At 59.7% G+C, this 18,787-nt stretch carries 20 protein-coding genes; 2 read left to right on the top strand and 18 right to left on the bottom strand.

Annotated features, from left to right (window positions below):
- Positions 1-38: 38 nt before the first annotated feature.
- The 11 genes from WG907_RS17575 to WG907_RS17525 all read right to left on the bottom strand — a co-directional run bounded on the left by WG907_RS17575 (position 39) and on the right by WG907_RS17525 (position 11,867).
- Complete coding sequence (locus WG907_RS17575) at positions 39-2,549, bottom strand: heavy metal translocating P-type ATPase (RefSeq protein WP_124810867.1); 2,511 nt, start codon at positions 2,547-2,549, stop codon at positions 39-41.
- A gap of 64 nt (positions 2,550-2,613) precedes the next feature.
- Positions 2,614-2,982: a CopM family metallochaperone gene (gene copM, locus WG907_RS17570; protein WP_223806792.1), complete on the bottom strand. Its 369-nt coding sequence runs from the start codon at positions 2,980-2,982 to the stop codon at positions 2,614-2,616.
- 11 nt (positions 2,983-2,993) lie between these two features.
- Entirely contained in the window at positions 2,994-3,614 is a 621-nt protein-coding gene (locus WG907_RS17565; RefSeq protein ID WP_124810868.1) for a cation efflux transmembrane domain-containing protein, read from the bottom strand.
- Positions 3,601-4,032 carry a hypothetical protein gene (locus tag WG907_RS17560; protein ID WP_223806793.1) on the bottom strand — a complete coding sequence of 144 codons (432 nt, stop codon included), beginning with the start codon at positions 4,030-4,032 and terminating at the stop codon, positions 3,601-3,603. The genes WG907_RS17565 and WG907_RS17560 overlap by 14 nt, the downstream gene beginning before the upstream one ends.
- A 122-nt stretch (positions 4,033-4,154) precedes the next feature.
- Complete coding sequence (locus WG907_RS17555) at positions 4,155-4,406, bottom strand: TFIIB-type zinc ribbon-containing protein (protein WP_445326842.1); 252 nt, start codon at positions 4,404-4,406, stop codon at positions 4,155-4,157.
- Positions 4,407-4,540: 134 nt separating this feature from the next.
- A complete protein-coding gene (locus WG907_RS17550; RefSeq protein WP_190287364.1) occupies positions 4,541-5,035 on the bottom strand; it encodes an SRPBCC family protein in 495 nt (164 codons plus the stop codon).
- 65 nt (positions 5,036-5,100) lie between these two features.
- Positions 5,101-8,343, bottom strand: coding sequence for an efflux RND transporter permease subunit (locus WG907_RS17545; protein ID WP_124810870.1), 3,243 nt, complete (start codon positions 8,341-8,343; stop codon positions 5,101-5,103).
- A gap of 4 nt (positions 8,344-8,347) precedes the next feature.
- A complete protein-coding gene (locus WG907_RS17540; RefSeq protein WP_124810871.1) occupies positions 8,348-9,499 on the bottom strand; it encodes an efflux RND transporter periplasmic adaptor subunit in 1,152 nt (383 codons plus the stop codon).
- A 4-nt stretch (positions 9,500-9,503) separates the two neighbouring features.
- Positions 9,504-10,769, bottom strand: a complete 1,266-nt coding sequence (locus tag WG907_RS17535; RefSeq protein WP_124810872.1) for a TolC family protein — start codon at positions 10,767-10,769, stop codon at positions 9,504-9,506.
- A 70-nt stretch (positions 10,770-10,839) separates the two neighbouring features.
- The gene (locus tag WG907_RS17530) at positions 10,840-11,184 is read right to left on the bottom strand and encodes a hypothetical protein (protein ID WP_124810873.1); all 345 of its coding nucleotides are present in this window, start codon (positions 11,182-11,184) and stop codon (positions 10,840-10,842) included.
- A gap of 32 nt (positions 11,185-11,216) precedes the next feature.
- Entirely contained in the window at positions 11,217-11,867 is a 651-nt protein-coding gene (locus WG907_RS17525; RefSeq protein ID WP_124810874.1) for a cation efflux transmembrane domain-containing protein, read from the bottom strand.
- 66 nt (positions 11,868-11,933) lie between these two features.
- Between WG907_RS17525 and WG907_RS17520 the strand changes: the two genes are divergently transcribed.
- Both WG907_RS17520 and WG907_RS17515 read left to right on the top strand, forming a co-directional pair.
- A complete protein-coding gene (locus WG907_RS17520) occupies positions 11,934-12,332 on the top strand; it encodes a MerR family transcriptional regulator (protein ID WP_124810875.1) in 399 nt (132 codons plus the stop codon).
- An 88-nt stretch (positions 12,333-12,420) separates the two neighbouring features.
- The gene (locus WG907_RS17515) at positions 12,421-13,308 is read left to right on the top strand and encodes a bestrophin family protein (RefSeq protein ID WP_124810876.1); all 888 of its coding nucleotides are present in this window, start codon (positions 12,421-12,423) and stop codon (positions 13,306-13,308) included.
- 19 nt (positions 13,309-13,327) lie between these two features.
- On the opposite strand, the gene WG907_RS17510 is transcribed toward WG907_RS17515, so the two are convergent.
- The 7 genes from WG907_RS17510 to WG907_RS17480 form a co-directional block, all read right to left on the bottom strand.
- Complete coding sequence (locus tag WG907_RS17510; protein WP_124810877.1) at positions 13,328-14,398, bottom strand: relaxase/mobilization nuclease domain-containing protein; 1,071 nt, start codon at positions 14,396-14,398, stop codon at positions 13,328-13,330.
- Positions 14,398-14,958, bottom strand: coding sequence for a plasmid mobilization protein (locus tag WG907_RS17505; RefSeq protein WP_124810894.1), 561 nt, complete (start codon positions 14,956-14,958; stop codon positions 14,398-14,400). Before WG907_RS17505 ends, WG907_RS17510 begins: the two co-directional genes overlap by 1 nt.
- A gap of 160 nt (positions 14,959-15,118) precedes the next feature.
- Complete coding sequence (locus WG907_RS17500) at positions 15,119-15,997, bottom strand: ParB/RepB/Spo0J family partition protein (protein ID WP_223806795.1); 879 nt, start codon at positions 15,995-15,997, stop codon at positions 15,119-15,121.
- Positions 15,997-16,731 carry a ParA family protein gene (locus WG907_RS17495; RefSeq protein WP_124810879.1) on the bottom strand — a complete coding sequence of 245 codons (735 nt, stop codon included), beginning with the start codon at positions 16,729-16,731 and terminating at the stop codon, positions 15,997-15,999. The genes WG907_RS17500 and WG907_RS17495 overlap by 1 nt, the downstream gene beginning before the upstream one ends.
- A 170-nt stretch (positions 16,732-16,901) precedes the next feature.
- Positions 16,902-17,264 carry a hypothetical protein gene (locus WG907_RS17490; RefSeq protein WP_124810880.1) on the bottom strand — a complete coding sequence of 121 codons (363 nt, stop codon included), beginning with the start codon at positions 17,262-17,264 and terminating at the stop codon, positions 16,902-16,904.
- A complete protein-coding gene (locus tag WG907_RS17485) occupies positions 17,261-17,980 on the bottom strand; it encodes a division plane positioning ATPase MipZ (protein WP_223806796.1) in 720 nt (239 codons plus the stop codon). The genes WG907_RS17490 and WG907_RS17485 overlap by 4 nt, the downstream gene beginning before the upstream one ends.
- A 339-nt stretch (positions 17,981-18,319) precedes the next feature.
- Positions 18,320-18,640: a single-stranded DNA-binding protein gene (locus WG907_RS17480; RefSeq protein WP_046764960.1), complete on the bottom strand. Its 321-nt coding sequence runs from the start codon at positions 18,638-18,640 to the stop codon at positions 18,320-18,322.
- Positions 18,641-18,787 lie beyond the last annotated feature (147 nt).

The raw sequence follows: 18,787 nt of genomic DNA, 5'->3' as shown, positions 1-18,787 counted from the left end.
TCGGCGCCGCAACGACACCGTTGATATGGACCGCCAGCTCATCCCTTCGTCGCGTCGCGATAGGCCAGGAGCCGCAGCGCGTTGACCACGACCAAAAGTGTCGAACCTTCATGGACAGCCACCGCTGGCCCGATGCCCAGCCCAAGGATAGTCGCTGGAACCAAAAAGGCGACGACGCCCAGGCTCACGAAAACATTCTGGCGAATGATCCATCGGGTATGCCGGCTGAGGCCAACGGCAAATGGCAGATGCGCAAGGTCGTCGGCCATCAATGCGACATCGGCAGTTTCGAGAGCGACGTCTGATCCGGCAGCGCCCATCGCAATTCCGACCGTGGCCGTAGCCATGGCTGGTGCGTCATTGACGCCATCCCCGACCATGGCGACTTTTGCCTGCGCCCTCAGTTTCTTGATCGCCTCAACCTTATCGTCGGGCATGAGGTCGCCCCACGCCTCATCGATGCCGACCTGCTTGGCGACGGCATCCGCCACCCGCTGATTGTCGCCAGAGATCATAATCATGCGCTCGATGCCGAGCGCCCGCAGCTTCTCAAGGGTAGCGCGTGCCGCCTCACGCGGCGTATCCAACAGCCCGATCGCACCGAGATCCTGACCATCCCGGCGCACGATCATCGATGTGAAGCCACCTTTGCGCAGCTCCTCGATCGCCTCTGCCATTTGCGCGGAAAGTGGCGGGATGCCATCGTTCCCGAACATTTCCGCCTTGCCGATCAACACCTCATCAACGTCCACCAGAGCCGAAACACCCCGCCCAGTCAGGCTTTTCAGATTGCTGGCCTCGGGAATCGGCCTGTTGCGAACATAGTCCTTGCCATCTCGCGCTATCGCCTGCGCGAGCGGATGATCGCTCAGCGATTCGACCGCCACTGCGATGGCCATCAGTTCTTCCTCTTCGACACCGGGCGCGGTGATGACTTTCTGAATGCGCGGTTCGCCTTTGGTGAGCGTCCCCGTCTTGTCGAAGGCTATGGCGTTGAGCGAACCCAGCAGCTCCAACGGCGCGCCACCCTTTACCAGCACGCCACCGCGCGCTGCCCTCGCCACCCCTGACAGAACCGCACTGGGCGTTGCGATGGCGAGCGCACAGGGGCTGGCCGCCACCAGCACCGCCATGGCCCGATAGAAGCTGTCGCGGAATGGCTCATCGACCACCACCCACGCGAACAGGAGGATGAAGGCCAGCGCGAGAACAGCCGGGACGAAAACACGCTCGAACTTGTCGGTGAATCGTTGGGTTGGCGATTTTTGCGTCTCCGCTTCGCTCACCATCTTGACCACCTTGGCGAGCGTGCTTTCGCTCGAAAGCCGTATCACCTCGATTTCAAGCAGCCCGCTGCCATTGATCGTCCCGGCGAAGACGCGAGACTCTGCATCTAGGCGATCGGCGTTTGCGCGCGCAGCAGCGGCGTCCGCGACCGGCTTTTTATCAACCGGCATGCTCTCGCCCGTGACAGGGGCCTGATTGATTGCGCTGGTCCCCTTGATGACGAAGCCGTCGGCGGCCACCCGCTCATCCGGCTTGACGACGATGACGTCGCCGATCGCTAGATCCTCCACCGGGACTTCATGGGTGCTTCCATCCTTGCCGCGAACCAGGGCGGTCCTTGGTGCCAGCTCTGCCAGAGCCTCGATCGCGCGCTTCGCGCGCCCCATGGCATAGTGTTCGAGGGCGTGACCCAGGCTGAAGAGGAAGAGCAGCAACGCGCCTTCGGCGAAGGCTCCAAGGGCGGCGGCACCGGCAGCCGCGACCAGCATAAGCGTATCGATTTCGAACTTGCGGAGTTTCAGATTGTCGATGGCCTCGCGCAGCGTGAAAAAGCCGCCGAAGAAATAACCTCCAACATAGCAGGCCGTGGGCAACCACGATGGCGCCCCGACCAGCAGCTTTTCGATGCCATAGCCTATCCCCAGCAGTGCACCGCATAGCAGCGCAAAGATCAGCTCGGTATTGGCGCCGAAAATGCCACCATGTTCATGGCCACCCTCTTCGCTGCCATGGTCGTGTCCAGCATGGCTTTCCTCAGCCTTCGCCTTTTCCGAGCCGTGGGCATGGCCTGAATGATCCTCTTGCGCCTTGGCGCGAGCGATCGGCCTGACGCCCATCCCAGCCAGCTCCGACAGGATGATCTTGTCGGAAGTCTCTTCCCGATCAAACTCGACCCGAACCTTGCCGGATGCATCCGCGCTGGCCTCCAGCACTCCGGGCAGACCGCGCAATTTATCGCCCACGGTCCTGGCCCGACGCTGATGCCCGATGCCTGTCATGTCCCAATGGGCATGGCCGTAGCGGTCGCTGATCGAGGCGCCCGCGCTCTGAACGAAGTCGCGGATGCGCTGCATCGAAAGCTGGTCGGGGTCGTAGTGGACGCACAGCTTTGCCGGCGCGCCATCGACGGCCGCGACGACATGCGTCGTTTCGACCCCTGCCCTTCCCTCGATGGATTTCACCAGACGACCGACGCAAGCATCGGCAGAGTCCGCTACCTCCGGCAGCACCAGCGGTATGTCGAGTTTCAGCTTCTCGGTCATGCGTCCATCTCCGATCTTTCGATTGTTTCATGCAGAGCAAATGGGTGGATTGAGCCGCGCCTGTTCATTTCTGCCGCTCATGATTGGCAAGCCAGGCGCGCATTTCTGCGATTTCCTGCCGCTGGGCTTTGATGACCTCACCGGCGAGGCGCCGAACCTCTGGGTCGCGCCCATATTTCAGTTCGACCTCGGCCATGGCGATCGCACCTTCATGATGGGGGATCATGGCGCGCATGAAGTCCACATCGGCATCACCTGAAAATGGGACGTCCATCGCCCCATGCATCTGGATGTTGATGGCGCGATATTCGGTGGTCGAAGCGGCCTCTCTAGGGGGAGGCGACGCGCGCTGGTGATCGGCATGCTGCGCCGCCGCCGGCGAGGATATCGCCATAATGGCCATGTTCAGCCCGATGAGCGTCATGCCCTTCATTCGATATGATCTCATTTCAGTCCGGCCTCTCGTTTTGCGCTCGCTTCATTCCCGGCGTCCTTGAGAATTTCGAGACCGCCCTTGATGGCTATGGCGGCCGTCAGAAATCCGACGATCAGGTCGGGCCAGTTGGTCTTCAGCCAAATGACCAAGCCGCCGGCGACCAATATTCCGCCGTTCGAGACGAAATCGTTGAAGCTGAAGGTTGTGGCTGCCCGCAGATTGACGTCCGGGGCGTCAAGTTTCTGAAGCAGTCTGAGGCAGACATAATTGACCACCCCCGCTATTGCCGACATGACCATCATATCACTGCCGATCGGCTCGCTGCCGTAGATATAGCGACGCACCACATCGGCAAGGATGCCCACGGCAAAGACCAACAGCATGATCCCTGACACAGAAGCAGCGCGGGTCTTCCACACCGGGCCGCGCGTCAAGGCCGCAATGCTGAGCGCATAGACGGCGGCATCTGAGAGATTATCGACACCATTGGCGATCAACGCACTTGAATCGCCTACCAAGCCAGTGACGAAAAAGGCCGCCGATATGGCCGCATTCAACAGCAGGACGATCCACAGCGTCCGCCGTTCGATTGCCGAAGGTCCATTGGGAGGGATGTCAGCCACCTGCATCCTCCTTCGTGGAGTTTCCGATCGCCTGTTCTGAGCGGATGCGAAGGCACCGCACAGGCTTGCGATCAGGACGGGTCATCGTCAGCGCGCCGCTGCCGGAGATGGCCACGTTGAGATTATGGCCCACATAGGTCAGGCCAGTTGCCGGCGCCGACAGTCGCACCGGCTTTTCGGCGGGTAGCCGAGCAATATCCAGGGTCAGACCGTCGGCAAGAAAGTCGGCATCATATTTGGAGCCGTCGTCACAGGCATAGATTTGCTCGCCGATCAGCGCCGGCAGCGAACTGCGATCATGCCTTCCGTCGGGATCATCGCCGGCGGATTGTTCGGAACATGCTGTCAGAACGGCTATCGCCGCTGCGCCGCCCAAAAAGAGCAAGGGCAGCGGCAACAAACCTTTAGTCCTCCACTTGCTCATCCTCCAACTCCGCTGTGCATATCTATCGCCATGGGCGCCCGAGGGGGCGCGGCGCCCATGGCGCGGGCCATCTCGCACGTCCCGAAAGGCTCAAATCGGTGCGGTGGCCGGTTCATATTCGATCAGTCGAACAGGTTGCGCAGGAAGCCTTTGCGCCCACCATGGCCGCCGCCGTGGCTGCTACCGTGGCCACCACCATGCTTGCCGCTCCGGCCATGCTTGTCGCCAAACATGCCCAATGTGCTGCTCGGTTCCTGATAAGCCGGCTGTTCGGCCATGCTACGTTCGATGATCTTGTCGAGTTCGCCGCGATCGAGCCAAACCCCCCGGCATTGCGGGCAATAATCGATTTCGATGCCTTGCCGCTCGCTCATGACGAGATCGACTTTGCAAACGGGGCAAGGCAGGCCTTGATGGGCAGCGTTATCTACCATGATGATTCCTTTCCTGTGGAGCGCGCCGACGGCGGCGCGCAGATGCAATCGATGTCGAGGAACGCGAATTCGACTCAGTCATTGGTCGATCCGCGTGTCGGTGCCGTCGATACGAGCTTGAGTTGCACCTTGCCGTGAGGTGGCCGTAGCCCACGCTTTTTGAGGGCTTTCAGCAGGGCGCTATCATGTTCCTGCATCTCTTCGCGTATGGTGCGACGTGAGAACCAGCCTAAGATACTGCCCAGTCCACCTCGCAGTTCAAAGATATGGCGCACCTCCGCGCCAGTCTTGGCGGGCAGGATTTCGTAGCGTTCACTGAACTTGAAAAGGCCGCTGACCTGGCCGCGCCAACCAAAACCTTGCGGCTTATTGATATGGTCGATTTCGATCCAGAGCCTGGCTCGCCGCCGATCGAACAGTTTCAACGAGAGTTCGGCATGGGTTGCCTGCGCATTGAGCTGGCTGAACCGATAGTTCGGATGCCATTGTCCATATCCGCCAAGCTCCGAAATGAAGCTCCAGCTCCTCAGTTGTGAGATCGGCGCCGTGAAAACGGTTTCCTCAATCATGTTCCATTTCCTCACTTTGTTCGAGGATGGGGAGACCATGATGCACATGCCCTCCCCCTCGCTCATCAGTGTTGAGGTTGCGGAAGCTGCTCGCCGCCTTGCGGTTCTTCATGCTCTTCGAGATCCTCGTAGAGAGGTATCTCGCGTCGACCGTAGCGGGCGTAGAGCGTCGGAAGCACAAACAGGGTGAGCAGGGTTGCCGAGATGAGACCGCCAATAACAACGGTCGCCAAGGGCTTTTGCACTTCGGCGCCAGCGCCTGTCCCCAAGGCCATCGGCACGAAGCCAAGGCTTGCGACCAATGCCGTCATCACTACAGGGCGGAGACGCTGGATGGCTCCGGTTCGGGCCGCCTCTGCCCTGTCCATCCCTCGTCGCATGAGTTCCTGAATGGAGGAGACCATCACGAGGCCGTTCAATACTGCGATGCCCGACAATGCGATGAAGCCAACCGCGGCGGATATGGAAAAGTCCATTCCCCGCAAGAACAGGAGCAGCACACCACCGACCAGAGCCAGCGGAACACCCGTGAACACGATCGCCGCGTCGCGAGCTGACCCGAGCGCCCCATAGAGGAGCATCAGGATAAGCACGAAACAGGCCGGGATCACGAGCTGCAACCGCTCGCGCGCGGAAGCCAGATTTTCAAACTGGCCGCCCCATTCGAGATAGCTGCCTGCTGGCAGACGCACGTCCTTGGCGATGGTAGCCCGCGCATCTTCCACGACGCTGGCGATATCGCGGCCACGAACATTCGCCTGTACCACGACACGGCGCTTTCCATTTTCGCGGCTGATCTGGTTTGGACCATCCACGATCCTGATGTCGGCGACGCTCGCGAGGGGAACGAACTTGCCCCCAGGAAGAGGAACCTGGACCTGCTGTAGCGTCGATAGGTCAGCGCGTTGAGCTTCCGATAGACGGATCACCACGGGAAAGCGCCGATCCCCTTCGAAGATCATGCCGGACTCGCGACCGCCCAAAGTTGCGGTCACGATGTCCTGTACGTCCTGCGCAGTCACACCGACGCGGGACATAGCATCGCGATTTACCCGGATATCGAGCATGGGCAGGCCCGTGGTCTGCTCGACCTTGACGTCCGCAGCGCCCTGAGTGCGCCTGAGAACGCTAGCGATTTTCTCTGCGGTGGCGTTCATGGCGTTGAAGTCGTCGCCGAACACCTTGATCGCTAGATCGCCTCGCACGCCAGCAATCAGCTCATTGAAGCGCATCTGGATCGGCTGTGTGATCTCATAGGCGTTGCCGGGGAATTTGTTCAGGTTGGCTTCGAAGCGAGCGACTAGATCCGCCTTTGTGAGACTCGGGTCGGGCCACTGGTCGCGAGGCTTGAGGATGATGAACATATCGGTGGCGTTGGGCGGCATGGGGTCCGACGAAAGTTCGGACGTGCCTGTTTTGGAGAAGACGAACTGCACCTCTTTTTGAGCCGTAAGCATCTTCTCGATGGGAACCTGCATAGCCTGGCTCTGCTGGACAGAGGTGGCAGGGATACGAAGGGCCTGGATGAGGAGATCGCCCTCATCGAGTTGGGGAAGAAAGACCTGGCCGAGCGACATGAACGCCGCGATGGCCAGCACGAAACCGCCGACACCCGTGCCTATGGTCAAGGTTGGCCGGTTCATCGCCTTATCGAGACCGGGTTCATAGCGGGCCTTCAGCCAGCTCATGATCCGACCATCCTTCTCATCGACACGATTGGACAGCCAGATAGCGATCGCTGCCGGCACGGCCGTCAACGAGAGAACGAAGGCGAAGGCGAGCGCGATGATGACGGTAAGCGCCATCGGCACGAAGGTCTTGCCCTCAACACCCGTCAGGGTGAGCAGCGGGACATAGACAAGGATAATGATGGCCTGGCCATAGACCGAAGGCCGGATCATCTCGCGCGCCGCCGATGCGACAACATTCAACCGCTCATGAAGGGTCAGCACGCGACCTTCATGTTCCTGGCGATGCGCCATACGACTGAGCGCATTTTCCACAATGATGACGGCACCATCGACAATAAGACCGAAGTCGAGAGCGCCCAAGCTCATGAGGTTGGCAGACACGCCGGCTTTGAGCATCCCAAATCCGGTCAGCAGCATCGTCACCGGAATGACCATCGCAGCGATGAGTGCGGCGCGGAAATTTCCGAGCAGAGCGAACAGCACGACGATGACGAGCAGCGCACCTTCACTCAGATTCTTCGCGACCGTCTTGATAGTTGAGTTAACCAGTTCGGTTCGATTGAGGACCGGTTGCACAACGACGTCAGGCGGAAGCGATGCCTGAATTTCCTGCAAGCGGTCTGCTACGGCCGTCGACACGGTGCGGCTATTCTCGCCGATACGCATGATGGCGGTGCCAACCACGACCTCCGTGCCATTCTCAGATGCCGAACCCATACGTATGGCCTGCCCGGTTTTCACGGCAGCAACCTGGCCAAGGGTAATGGGTGTCCCGTCGCGCGTAGCGACGATGATCCGCGACAATTCGTTGGCGTTGCGGATAAGGGCGTCGGAGCGAACAGCCAGCCCTTCACCATTGCGATTGACGAATCCGCCGCCGACGCTTGTGTTATTGCGTTCGAGCGCGGTGCCGAGATCGGTGAGAGTGAGGCCTAGCGAAGCAAGCCGCTGGACATCGGGGACGACCTGAAATTGCTTCACATAGCCGCCGATGGAGTCGATGCCGGCAACGCCCTTGGTGTTCTTCAGCAACGGGCTGACGATCCAGTCCTGCGTGGTACGCAGATATGTGGCCCGTTCAGTCTCATCCGTGAGGCGGTCGCCTTCCGGGGTGATATAACTTCCGTCGGGCTGCATGCCGGGTTCACCGGGCAGATGCTTGTCGTCCTTGCGGTGCTCAAGCTTGACGGTCCACATATAGACCTCGCCCAGACCCGTGGAAATCGGTCCCATCTCCGGAACCACGCCATTGGGCAGATTTTCGGAGACCCCTGTAAGGCGTTCTCCTACCTGCTGACGGGCAAAATAAATGTCCGTCGATTCATCAAAAACGGCCGTAACCTGCGCAAAGCCGTTCCGGCTAAGCGAGCGTGTATTCTCAAGACCGGAGATGCCGGCGAGTGCTGTTTCGATAGGGAAGGCTACCTGCTTTTCGACCAGTTCGGGCGAAAGGGCAGGCGCCTTGATGTTGATTTGGACCTGATTGTTGGTGATGTCCGGAACCGCATCGATCGGGAGCCGATACAGGGCAACGGCACCAATAACGGCGGCTATGGCGGTCAGAAGCAGGACGAGCCAGCGCTTGTGAACCGCCCAATTCACGATTGGGGCGATCATCGGCTCAATCCTCCGCCGCTTCGCTCTTGCCGAGTTCGGCCTTGAGCGTGAAGCTGTTGACGGTCGCGATCTGCTCGGTGCCCTTGAGGCCTGAGCGAACAATCACACTGGCACCGCTGGTATCGCCCAACGTGACGGGGACGGCCTGGAAGCCGGTTTTGGTCCGGACGAATACGACCGACTTCCCCTCGTCTGTTTGCACCGCTGTCGTGGGCACGCTGATCGCGCCATCACCACCGCTGCCGGTGAGCTGGACAGAGGCCGTCACCGGCTCACCCACCCGCCATTCCATATTCCGATTGTCGAGTATGGCGATGACCGGAACCAACCGGGTCTGTGCATCGAGCGCAGGAGACACGAAGCTAACCTTGGCGGTAGCCTGACGACCAGCGGCGGTAACGGTGACGGTGTTCCCTGGCTTGACCCGGCCCGCATCGGCGGGTTGTAGGTTGAGCGACAGCGAGACACTGGACAGGTTGGCGATCCGATAGAGTTCAGCATCCGCCGCGACGGTCTGACCTAGCACGACGCTGCGTGATATGACCTGACCGGAAACGGGCGCAGCAATACCCAGACGGTTGAGGCCACCCCCACCTCCACCGGCGGCGGAGACCTGTTGCTGCGCCTGATTATAGGCGATCCGCGCTTCAATGGCCGCAGTTCGAGCGGCGATGAGATCCTGTTCCGGCGAGACGCGCTGCGCGAAAAGCCGCTGTTCGCGTGCCAGATTGGAGTTCGCCAGCGCGAGACGTGCGCGAGACGCTTCGACTTCGCCCTTGAGCTGCGCCGCTTCTCTGCTCTCGATGACGGCCAGAGTATCTCCGCGACCCACGGACTGGCCAAGATTCCGGGTTAGCGATACCACACGCCCACCAATCGCAGCCGATACCACCTGTGTGCCTTGCGGATCACCCTCAATCGTCGCCGGCAGCTCTAGCGTTCCTCCTCCACCCACGGTCGGCCGAGCAATCTGGATTCCCGCCGACGCGATCTGATCCGTCGAAAGTGTAATCTTGCCCTCGACGGGGGAAGCATTTGCTTCCTGCTCATTGGCGGCAGCAGCCTCAGTGCTGGCTTCACCGCCCCCGCCACAGCCGGCGAGAAGAAAGGCCAGGGTCAATGGCAGCAGAAGCGCAGTTTTCTTTGTCAGTTTCATAGGATTAATTCCCCTGTTCCGGCGCGGGAGCGGTGAGACGCTGCAACCGCGCCTTGGCGTTTTGGTACGAGGCGAGGGCATCGATCGCGGCGACCCGCGTGTCGGCAAGGGTCCGTTCGGCATCGAGCAAATCGAGCTGTCCGAATTTGCCCTCACGATATCCGACGCGGGCGATGCGAGCGGCCTCTTGAGCCGCGACAAGCGCGGGACCGCTGGCGTTTCGCGCAGTGGTTGCGGCATTGTCTGCCTCCGCTTGGGCATCGGTAATGGCCTGTTCTACGTCGAGCGCGGTCATCCGACGCTGAGCTTCGGCACGACTGCGTTCCGCGCTCGCTTGCGCGACGGCCGCCCGACCAGAGTTGAAAAGCGGTATCGGGATCGAGACGGAGAACACCGCCGCGATATCCTTGCTGACCTCTAGACGGCGGATCGCCGGACCGACCGTTACATCGGGCACGCGCTGGGATTTAGCGAGCTGGACGCCGGCGTCGGCGATAGCAAGATCCGCATCGGCGGCCGCCATGGCCAGCGTTCCAGCGCTTTCTACCATGTTCGGGCCGTAAGAAGCCGGTGGCAGCAAATCGAGCGCGGCGGTATCCAGCGGCCCAATAATGGGCTTGCCGATCCGACGCGCGAGATTGGCACGCGCCGCATCCGCAAGCCTGGCTGCCCGCTCGGCACCCGCTTGGGCATTCAGCCGTGCAACATCTGCCCTTTGCTCTTCGATCGGCGAAGCCCGCCCCGCCTGAACCCTTACCTTGGCGGCATTAAGGGCATCTTGCGCGATACGAAGCTGATCGCGGGCCGTCACCACCCGGCGTTCCGCGGCAATGGCATCGATATAGAGTGCAGTGACCTGCACCCGAATGTCGGCTTGGGTAATCGCTGCGATCAGCACTGCCCTGTTCGACTGCGCATCCGCAACCGCGATGCGGGCCGAACGCTTCCCGCCCAACTCGATGGGGATGTTGACTCCAACAGTCGTTTCGGCTTGGCGGAAACCACCATAAGGCCCTGACCCGACGACGTTCTCGACCTGGCTCTGAACCGTCGGATTGGGACGAAGGCCAGCCACGGTCCGTCCCGCGCGAGCTGCATCGATCCCAGCCTGCGCCGCATCTGCTGCCGGGGCGCTTCCGCCTGCGGCCGCGACTGCATCATCGAGAGTGAACACAGCCCCTACAGACTGTTGTGCCGTTACATTGTCCTGTGCTTGCGCCACGGCGACGCAAGACGTGGCAGCCAGAAAGGCCGCAATGATCCTGTGCATGTAGAAATTCCTGATTGATAGGCATCAATCTGCGCACCCGGAATACGGGTGACAGTCAGTTGAGCTTCAATCAGGCGATAGGAGGCCGCAAATCAGGCCCGACGGTCCAGCGACCAGGAGCCGCCTCTTCGACGGACATCAGCGCTTCCGTAACGATAGCAAAGATGGTGGCCTCGGCGGCACGCGCAGGCAGGAAGGAGGCCGCACCATGGCAGCCATGGTGATGAGGGACACCCTTATCAGAATCGCCTTGCGATTGGTCCGCGTCCCCTTCGCTGTGGACCTTACCCGAACATTCGATGCTGGTCTGAGCTGCTGAGAGCGTCGGATTAGGCACTTCGTTCGCATGCACAGTTGCAACCGTCGTTAGCGACGCCACAAGCAGGCAAAGAAGGAGGAAGCTCCAGCGAAACATGGACACGCCTCTAGCCGATTTTTTCACACCTGTCATCGCAAAGTGCCTGATGGAAGCGGATCGGCCTTACGCCACGCTGGAATGGCTTCCGAAAGCACGCGCCACGAAGAGCGCAGAAAGATCATAGCGATGATCGCCCCGATGGCGATGTCAGGCCATGCCGAACCTGTTACACCCACCAAACCCGCTGCGATCAAGACACCGATATTCGACGCAACGTCATTGCGCGAACATTCAAAAGTGCTGGACATATTCACGTTGGCGCCCCGGAAGCGCCACAGCATCGCCAGACATGCGAGATTGGCGACAAGCGCAGCGGAACCAAATGCCAGCATCAGTGACGACGAGGGCGGCACGCCATTGACGATCTTGTCAGCTAGTTCCGCAATCACCGCTGCACCGAATAGCAGAATGATGCCGCCCTTTACGATCGCGGCACCGGCCTCCCATTTTGCGCCTTTATGAAGCGCATAAATGCTAAGAGCGTACACAAAGGCATCACCCAGCATATCGACAGAATCTGCCATTAGCGCTGATGAGCGCGCGATCACGCCACCACCAAACTCGGCGAAAAACATCGCGAGATTAATCATCATGACGACCACAAGGACGCGACGCTGCTCTTTCTTGGCGGCGAGTATCGCCAAGGTGTCGCCTTTCTTCGAGCAGCAATGATCCGCCATTTGTCCGGTCCGATTCGTCAGGTTGGACCTGTCCTATGCACCCTGAAGTGGCTATAGGGTCAATACATGAAAATCGGTGATCTAGCGAAACTGACGGACACCCGCGTCGAGACGATCCGCTATTATGAGAAGGAGGGGCTGCTGCCCGCCCCCTCTCGCAACAGTGGGAATTATCGCGTTTACGAACTCCAACACCTGAACCGGCTGTCATTCATTCGCCGCTCGCGCGATCTTGGTTTCACCCTGGAACAGGTGCGCAAACTGCTTAAACTCGCTGACAATCAGGATGCCTCATGCTCAGAGGTTGATGCGATCGCGACCGAGCATATCATCGAGATCGATCGAAAGATAAGCGATCTGACACTGCTGAGGGACCAGCTCTTGCTTAGCGTGGATTGCTGCCAAAGCGACACTATCGCCGATTGCAAAATAATCGAATCTTTGGCGCCGTTTAAAAACCACTGACCGATAAACTCAACAGCGCTGATGCCTTCCTCGCGAACCTATCATCGCCAGTCAGAGCCATCCCAGCATCAATCGTTGGAGTTTGAACGTGATCGTAGGAACCAGACCCCGATTTCGACAAATCCTTGCTGAAGTTTGGAAGCCCCTGACAGTGCTTTTCGCCTGGGACGTTTTGGTCACGGCTTTCCACTTCTACACGCCGTTTTCAGAACCTCCGCTGCCCACGACTCTGTTTGGGACCGCCCTCGCCCTCTTCCTCGGTTTCAGGACCAACGCTGCTTATGCGCGCTGGTGGGAAGCACGATCTCTGTGGGGCGCCCTCATCAACGCATCGCGGAGCCTCGCACGGGCGTCCAAAAGCTTCATGGCTCCCGACAGGCGGGCCAATGTCGCGGTGGATGATATCGTCCTTCGTCAGATTGCAATTGCCCATGCCCTTCGCTGTCAATTGCGAGGCCAAGATCCAATGCCGGAAATCGAGCGACTAATCGGCACCGAAACAGCAGCAACGATCGCAGCGAAGGCAAATCGGGCGAACGGATTGGCGGAAGAGATATCCGCCCTTGTTGCAGACGCACACCTCAGCGGAAGGATCGACACGATACAGCAAGCGACCCTCGAACGGCTGCTGATCGACATCTCGAACGCCCAGGGCGGGATGGAGCGGATAAAAAACACTCCCCTACCGAACGGCTTTCGCTTCTTCCCGAACCTTTTCACCCGCGTTTTCTGCGTGCTGGTTCCTATCGCACTGGTGGAATCCCTGGGTATATACACGCCCTTGGGATCGACATTGATCGGCCTGATATTCCTCGCTGCATTGAGCATCGGCGAAGACCTGACCGACCCCTTCGCAAATTCCGTCCACGACGTCCCATTGAGCGCAATGTGCCGGACCATCGAAATCGATCTTCTGCAATCACTCAACCGGGAAGCCCCGCCAAAACTTGAGCCGGTTCACGGCACCCTCTGGTGAGACTGCGATGGCGCTCTAGCTATCGCGACCTTGGCGGGCGATCTGGTGGGTGGTCCCCCCGCTCCCTCATCTGCTTCAAGCGAGATTGAGCATCTTTCAATACGCGGTCGGGGACAGTCTCAACCGACGGTCGGTCTTTCAGGAACGCACGCAAGTCCTTTGCCAGCTCCCTGTCACTAGCATCCCTGCTATTGTCCAAGCGATCTGCTGCCCGCTCGTATTCCTGCCGGGTGCTATCCCACCGTTCCTTTGCCCGCGTTACGAAGACAGGCGGCTGCGCCTTTCCGCTCGCGACCTGAAGCGCTTCACGGGCCTGCCGCAAGTCAGCTTCGGTAGGCTGGTGCGACACCCCACGCCTGATCTTCTCCCGCATCTGGGCAAGCGCCATGCTGGTGCCGGCCCTGCCCTGCCCCCGCGTCCAGCGTGGCGTTGCCTCGCATTCCACTCCGCGGCTGCGTAGTTCTTCGGCAAAAGCCTCTCTGAAATTGAACAGGTCTTCGCGACGCGGATCGAAACGCTTACCATTCAGCCCCTCAGCCTGGACGGTAAGATGAACATGAGGCCTGGGCGTGTCGGTGTGCAAGGCCATCACATAATCATGATTGTCGCCAATCATGCGATCGGCGGCAGCGCGCACAGCCTGACGGACGGTATCGGGATTGGTCCCCTGGGGCATGGAGAAGACCATGGCCACGCCGGAAACTGTTGCCCTTTCCCGCCAGTAGAGGGCGTCCGACCACTCTTGCGCTATCTGCTGAACCTCACTCTTGTCCGAAATGAGTTCGCCATCGCGCGTCTCAATCGCAATCTCGCCATTGCGACCGATGTAGCTCAGATGAGCGCCTAGATGCTCTGCGCCCTTTTTCCGACCTGTTACCTTGACCAGAACCTCCGGAGATTTGCGGACCACTCTCGCCAGCACGGCACGGGAGTCCTCGCGCGGCGCATGGGCATATGGGACCGGACGAAACGGACCAGTCTGGTTGAGAAGATGCTTGGCATATTTGATATTGGGGTCGCCCGATACGCGCGGTCGGAACATGGGCTTCAGCACGCCCCACAGCTCATCCTCTCGCTCGCCGAATGGCATCAGTCCGCCACCTTCCAGAACCCTAGATCGCCACGCAGCGCATCGCCGAGCGCGGCAATCTGCTCATTAATGTCCTCGCGCATCTCGGTGATCCGCCGCAGCTCCCGTTCGATCTGAAGGCCGCTGTCCGCCATCATCGCGGCGTTGCCAGCCCGCATGGCCTGATTGAGGTTTCGACCGATCCGTTGAAGCTGAAGACGAACCGGCGCGAGACTGTCCCGCAGGCCGTCATCTACATTGCCCTTCAGGCCGATATGGCGACGCATCAGCGCCTTTACCCACCCGGCCCTGTCCGTCCCCCGCTCAGCGGCTCGCGCGTCAAGAACAGCAAGTTCAGCCTCGGTGACGCGAAACGATATGCGATTGGTCGATGGCTCCGTGCGGGCTTGAACCTTCGGGGCATCGCCTGCTTGCCGCATTGCCTGATCCAGCAGGGATCGCAGGAGCGCGCTGCGCCCTCCCCTGCCCTCCGCAAGTGCATCGAAAGCGTCGAGCGTGGCCCGATCGAGACGGACCGTCATGCTGGTTTTGCCATCGGTGGAGGTTGTCGTGGTTGCCATCATCGTCCTCGTCTGCAAGGCTACTGTAAGACAATGGCAACCACAACCCCTATCCTGCCCTCAAACAACCTCCACAAAATGGCACTCGAATCTGTGGCTCGGGCCACAGTCTCCAATCATCTTTCAAAAGAGAAAACGCGGAAAAGAATGCGGTGCCGGGCTAGTTCGTAAACCGGACCATCCGTGGCTGCTCTTCGCCGTCGAAATGCACAAGCGCTTCGATCAAACGGCCCCGCTTGCCATCGACGTGGATCAGATGGCCCTCATCTCGCGGCTGAGCCATTGGCGCTTCCCGATGGTCCTCTGTCGCGCCCGACGAACGCGGGGCGACCGGCAAAACACTGGTCTCTTGCAATTTTGAGGCTGAACCGTCGTCGGCCCCCGCGACCGACCCGGACCCTCCCCGCAAGAAGGCCTCGCAACCCGCCACCGTTAGCGTGCCCGAGGGCGCTCGATCCAGGTACGCCCTTACGGCGGCCTCATCCCGTGCCGCCGCCTTCATCAAGGCCACGGCACCGCGGACAGGCAAATCATCCAATCGGTCAGCGATGAAGTCGGGGGCAGAAGACAATGCGTGTAAGCGTGAAAGACGCGCGCGTTCACGCCCTGTAGCACGCGCCAAATCCGCAATGCTCTGGCCCGACGCTACCTGCGCGGCGACGAAAGCAACCATGTCGCGAACGGAAAGCTGCTCACGCTGATCGTTCTCTATAAACTGATCGATCCGTACCTGCGCGGGATCGCCATGCTCGCGAATGATGGCGCGCACGTCGCGGCCGATCTGCATGCACGCGCGCCAGCGCCGCTCGCCAAATTGGATTTTATAGCGATCATCTTCATCCGCAGGATCGACAATGATCGGTTGCAGTTGACCGCGCGCACCGATGGTTTCGGCCAAGGCGTCGATCTCGCTCTGATCGATGGCGCGACGAACATTGTCAGGATCGGGATACACTCGACGCGGGTCCAGCGTCAGCACCCTACCCTGCTGTGCTACCTCATCCTTAGCGGCGAAAATATCGAAGTCCCCGAAATCCATCAGGCCTCGATCCTTTGCATCGCTTCATCGAGAAATGCGCGCATGGCGGGCAGCGATGATCGAACGTCCTTCTCAAAGCGCCACACTGGCACCCCGGCTTGTACAGCCTGGCTGTAATGCGCTCGGTCCGGCAGGTGAGCCGAAAATAGGTTTCGCCCTATCTTGGCCTTCAGTTCTTCCAGCATCGCAAGCTGGTTGCGATCGTTCGCCTTCACTCTGTTTGCGACCAGCCCGGCTATGCGAATGGGATGTCGCCGCCCACGTTGATTGACTGTCTGAATCGAGTTGGAGAGTTGCTTGGTGGAATCCGGGCCGAACGGTCCAAGCTCAACAGGCACGATTAAATCGTCGCACACCATCAGCGCCGCGAAATTGATCCAGCTCCAAGCGGGCGGAGTGTCGATCACACAATAGTCGTGGAACTCCGCCAGCTTCGGAAAATTCGCGCGGAAGGCGCTCAAAGCCTTCCCGAAATCCGCGTCAAATTCCCCGGTCATCCTGTTGGAGTATATGCCGCGCTGGCGACCTGCAGGGGCAACGAAACCTTCCTCGAAGAGCTGCTTGCAGGAACCATGGCTCTCGAAGTCGCGTAGGGCCGTGGAGGCATTGCACTGGCGGTCGAGGTCAAGCACCAGAACGCGGTGGCCGGCGTCCGCCAGATGCCATGCCAGATGGCAGGCAATGGTTGTCTTCCCTGCCCCGCCCTTTTCGATGTTGACCGCGATCGTTTTCACCGTCGATCATCCCACCAGTTGCGGCGAGAGAACCACCAAGTTTCCTCATCCTCGTTTCGGATGCGGTTCCGGGTCGCGTTATCCTTCGCGCTGAGGATCATCAGCACTATGATGACAAGGAATATGAGACCGGCTTGCGCTATGCCGCTCATGTCGCTGCACCTCCGCTTCTACTTTTTGTCGATCATGTCCCTAAACTCCGCGAGCGCTTGCCAATATGCGCGATGCCCGCGCTCGTTGCTGAACTCGATAAACCAGTCCAAAATTTCCTTCGGTCCCTTGATATAGACCGTGCTTTGGGGGGCGGGTTGCCGGCGCCGACGGACAACAGGTCCAGCCTCTTCCGCCTCCCCTGCCCCACGATCGACAAAGCCCAATTTTGCGCCTCGCTCGATCGCCGCCTGTTCGCGAACCGGATCGAGCGGCAACGGCGTCCTGGTGATGCCGGACAGGTCAAGCCGGCCCTCATCCTCGGGCGCTTCGGCGGGAGCCTTCGGCCCCGCCTTCTTTCCAAAGCCATAGCCGGAACTCACTTCTGCATCTCCGACTGAACCGCTTCGACAACGGCACGGGCCACCTCATGGGCATTCTTCTTTGCGCCTGCCAATCCTGAAGTCTGGCTATCGTCCAGTTCCTCCAGTGTCGCCGCGAAATCGAAAATGTCGCGGTAGGCCGCGCGCTCAACGAGACCAACGGGCAGCAAAGGTAATTCCGCTTCGTTGATAGCCGCCGTGATCCGCTGCGAACTTTTGGTCTGGATCGCCGCATTGTCTCGGCTCCTCACCAACCTAAATGGGATTCGGCGACCTAGAGCCTCCTGTTCTTCTAGAACCAGGGCAACCGCATTTGCGGCCAGTTCCGCGTCGATCGGCGAGAGATTGAACGGGATCAGCACAAGATGCGACCGCGCGAGAGCGCGTGACGTCATGCGCGAGGCCGTTCCTTCAAGATCGATGAGTACAAAATCATGCGACTGTGTGAGCTGGTCGACCAGCTTCATCAGGTCGGACTCCTTCGGCCCGGCAATAATCTCGAATGGTAGCGCCTTGTCCTGCTCCGTCCGCTTCCTGCCCCAGCCCGCGATGATCGCGTTCGGATCTGCGTCTATGACAGCGACCGAAGCACCGCTCCGGGCCAGCTCGCTCGCCAAGACGAATGTCAGGGTCGTCTTGCCCGCCCCGCCCTTCGGGTTCGCTACAGAAATTGCCGGCATCCGAATCTGGCCCTCTTTCATGAAATCGAAATTCAATCGATTTCCACACCAAATCCATATCGCAAGGCTATGGATGTCGAATGGCTATCGATTTGCCAATGGATATCCCAAGGCAATCGCTTTTGCAAGGCGCTCCAAATGCAGCCGATATCCATTGCCAATCGCAATGGATATCCATTTAGCAATCCTAATTACAATATAGGTCTTCTACCCCATCGCATCAGATGCCCGGAGTCTACTGGCGCGCTGTATGGCAAACGCAATTGCGATGATCGAACGGAGCGATAGATAGCCATGAGAAATCTAGGGGATATCCTTTAGGCTATCCCTTAGATTGCCGGAGAGGGGAGGGGGCCGCTATGCGGCCCCCGAAGTCTAGGCGTCCGCGTCACCGGCCTTGGCGAGAACCGCGAAGCCGTCAGCGATCAGCTCAACCGTGTATCGCTTGCCCTCCTCGGTATCGTAGGAATTCTGGCGAACCCGGCCGACGATATGAACCAGATCGCCCTTGTCGGCCTTGGCAGCACGCTCAATGTGTCGGCCAAACAACGTCACTTCGTTCCAATGGGTGTCGGTCGTCCACTCGCCGTTGTCCTGGCGGTTGTAGTTCGCCGCTACCGAAACCTTCGTCACTTTGTCATGCTCGTTGATCTTGCCGATGCGGCCGATGATGCGAAACTCAGCGATATTCTGCATGGGACGTACCTCATTCTCGATCAGGCTAATTCCTGATGGGGGCTTCAGGGGAGCGAGGCTGACGCGATCAAGATAAAAAACGGAGGGTCCGCGAAGTGGAAACCGTAGTCCTCCGGACGGTTTTTGACTTGATCGCACAAGGCAGCA

This window comes from Sphingobium fluminis (assembly GCF_037723805.1).
Classification (GTDB): domain Bacteria; phylum Pseudomonadota; class Alphaproteobacteria; order Sphingomonadales; family Sphingomonadaceae; genus Sphingobium.
The sequence above is the reverse complement of the archived record's forward strand: the minus strand, read 5'-3'. Positions and strand labels throughout refer to the sequence as shown.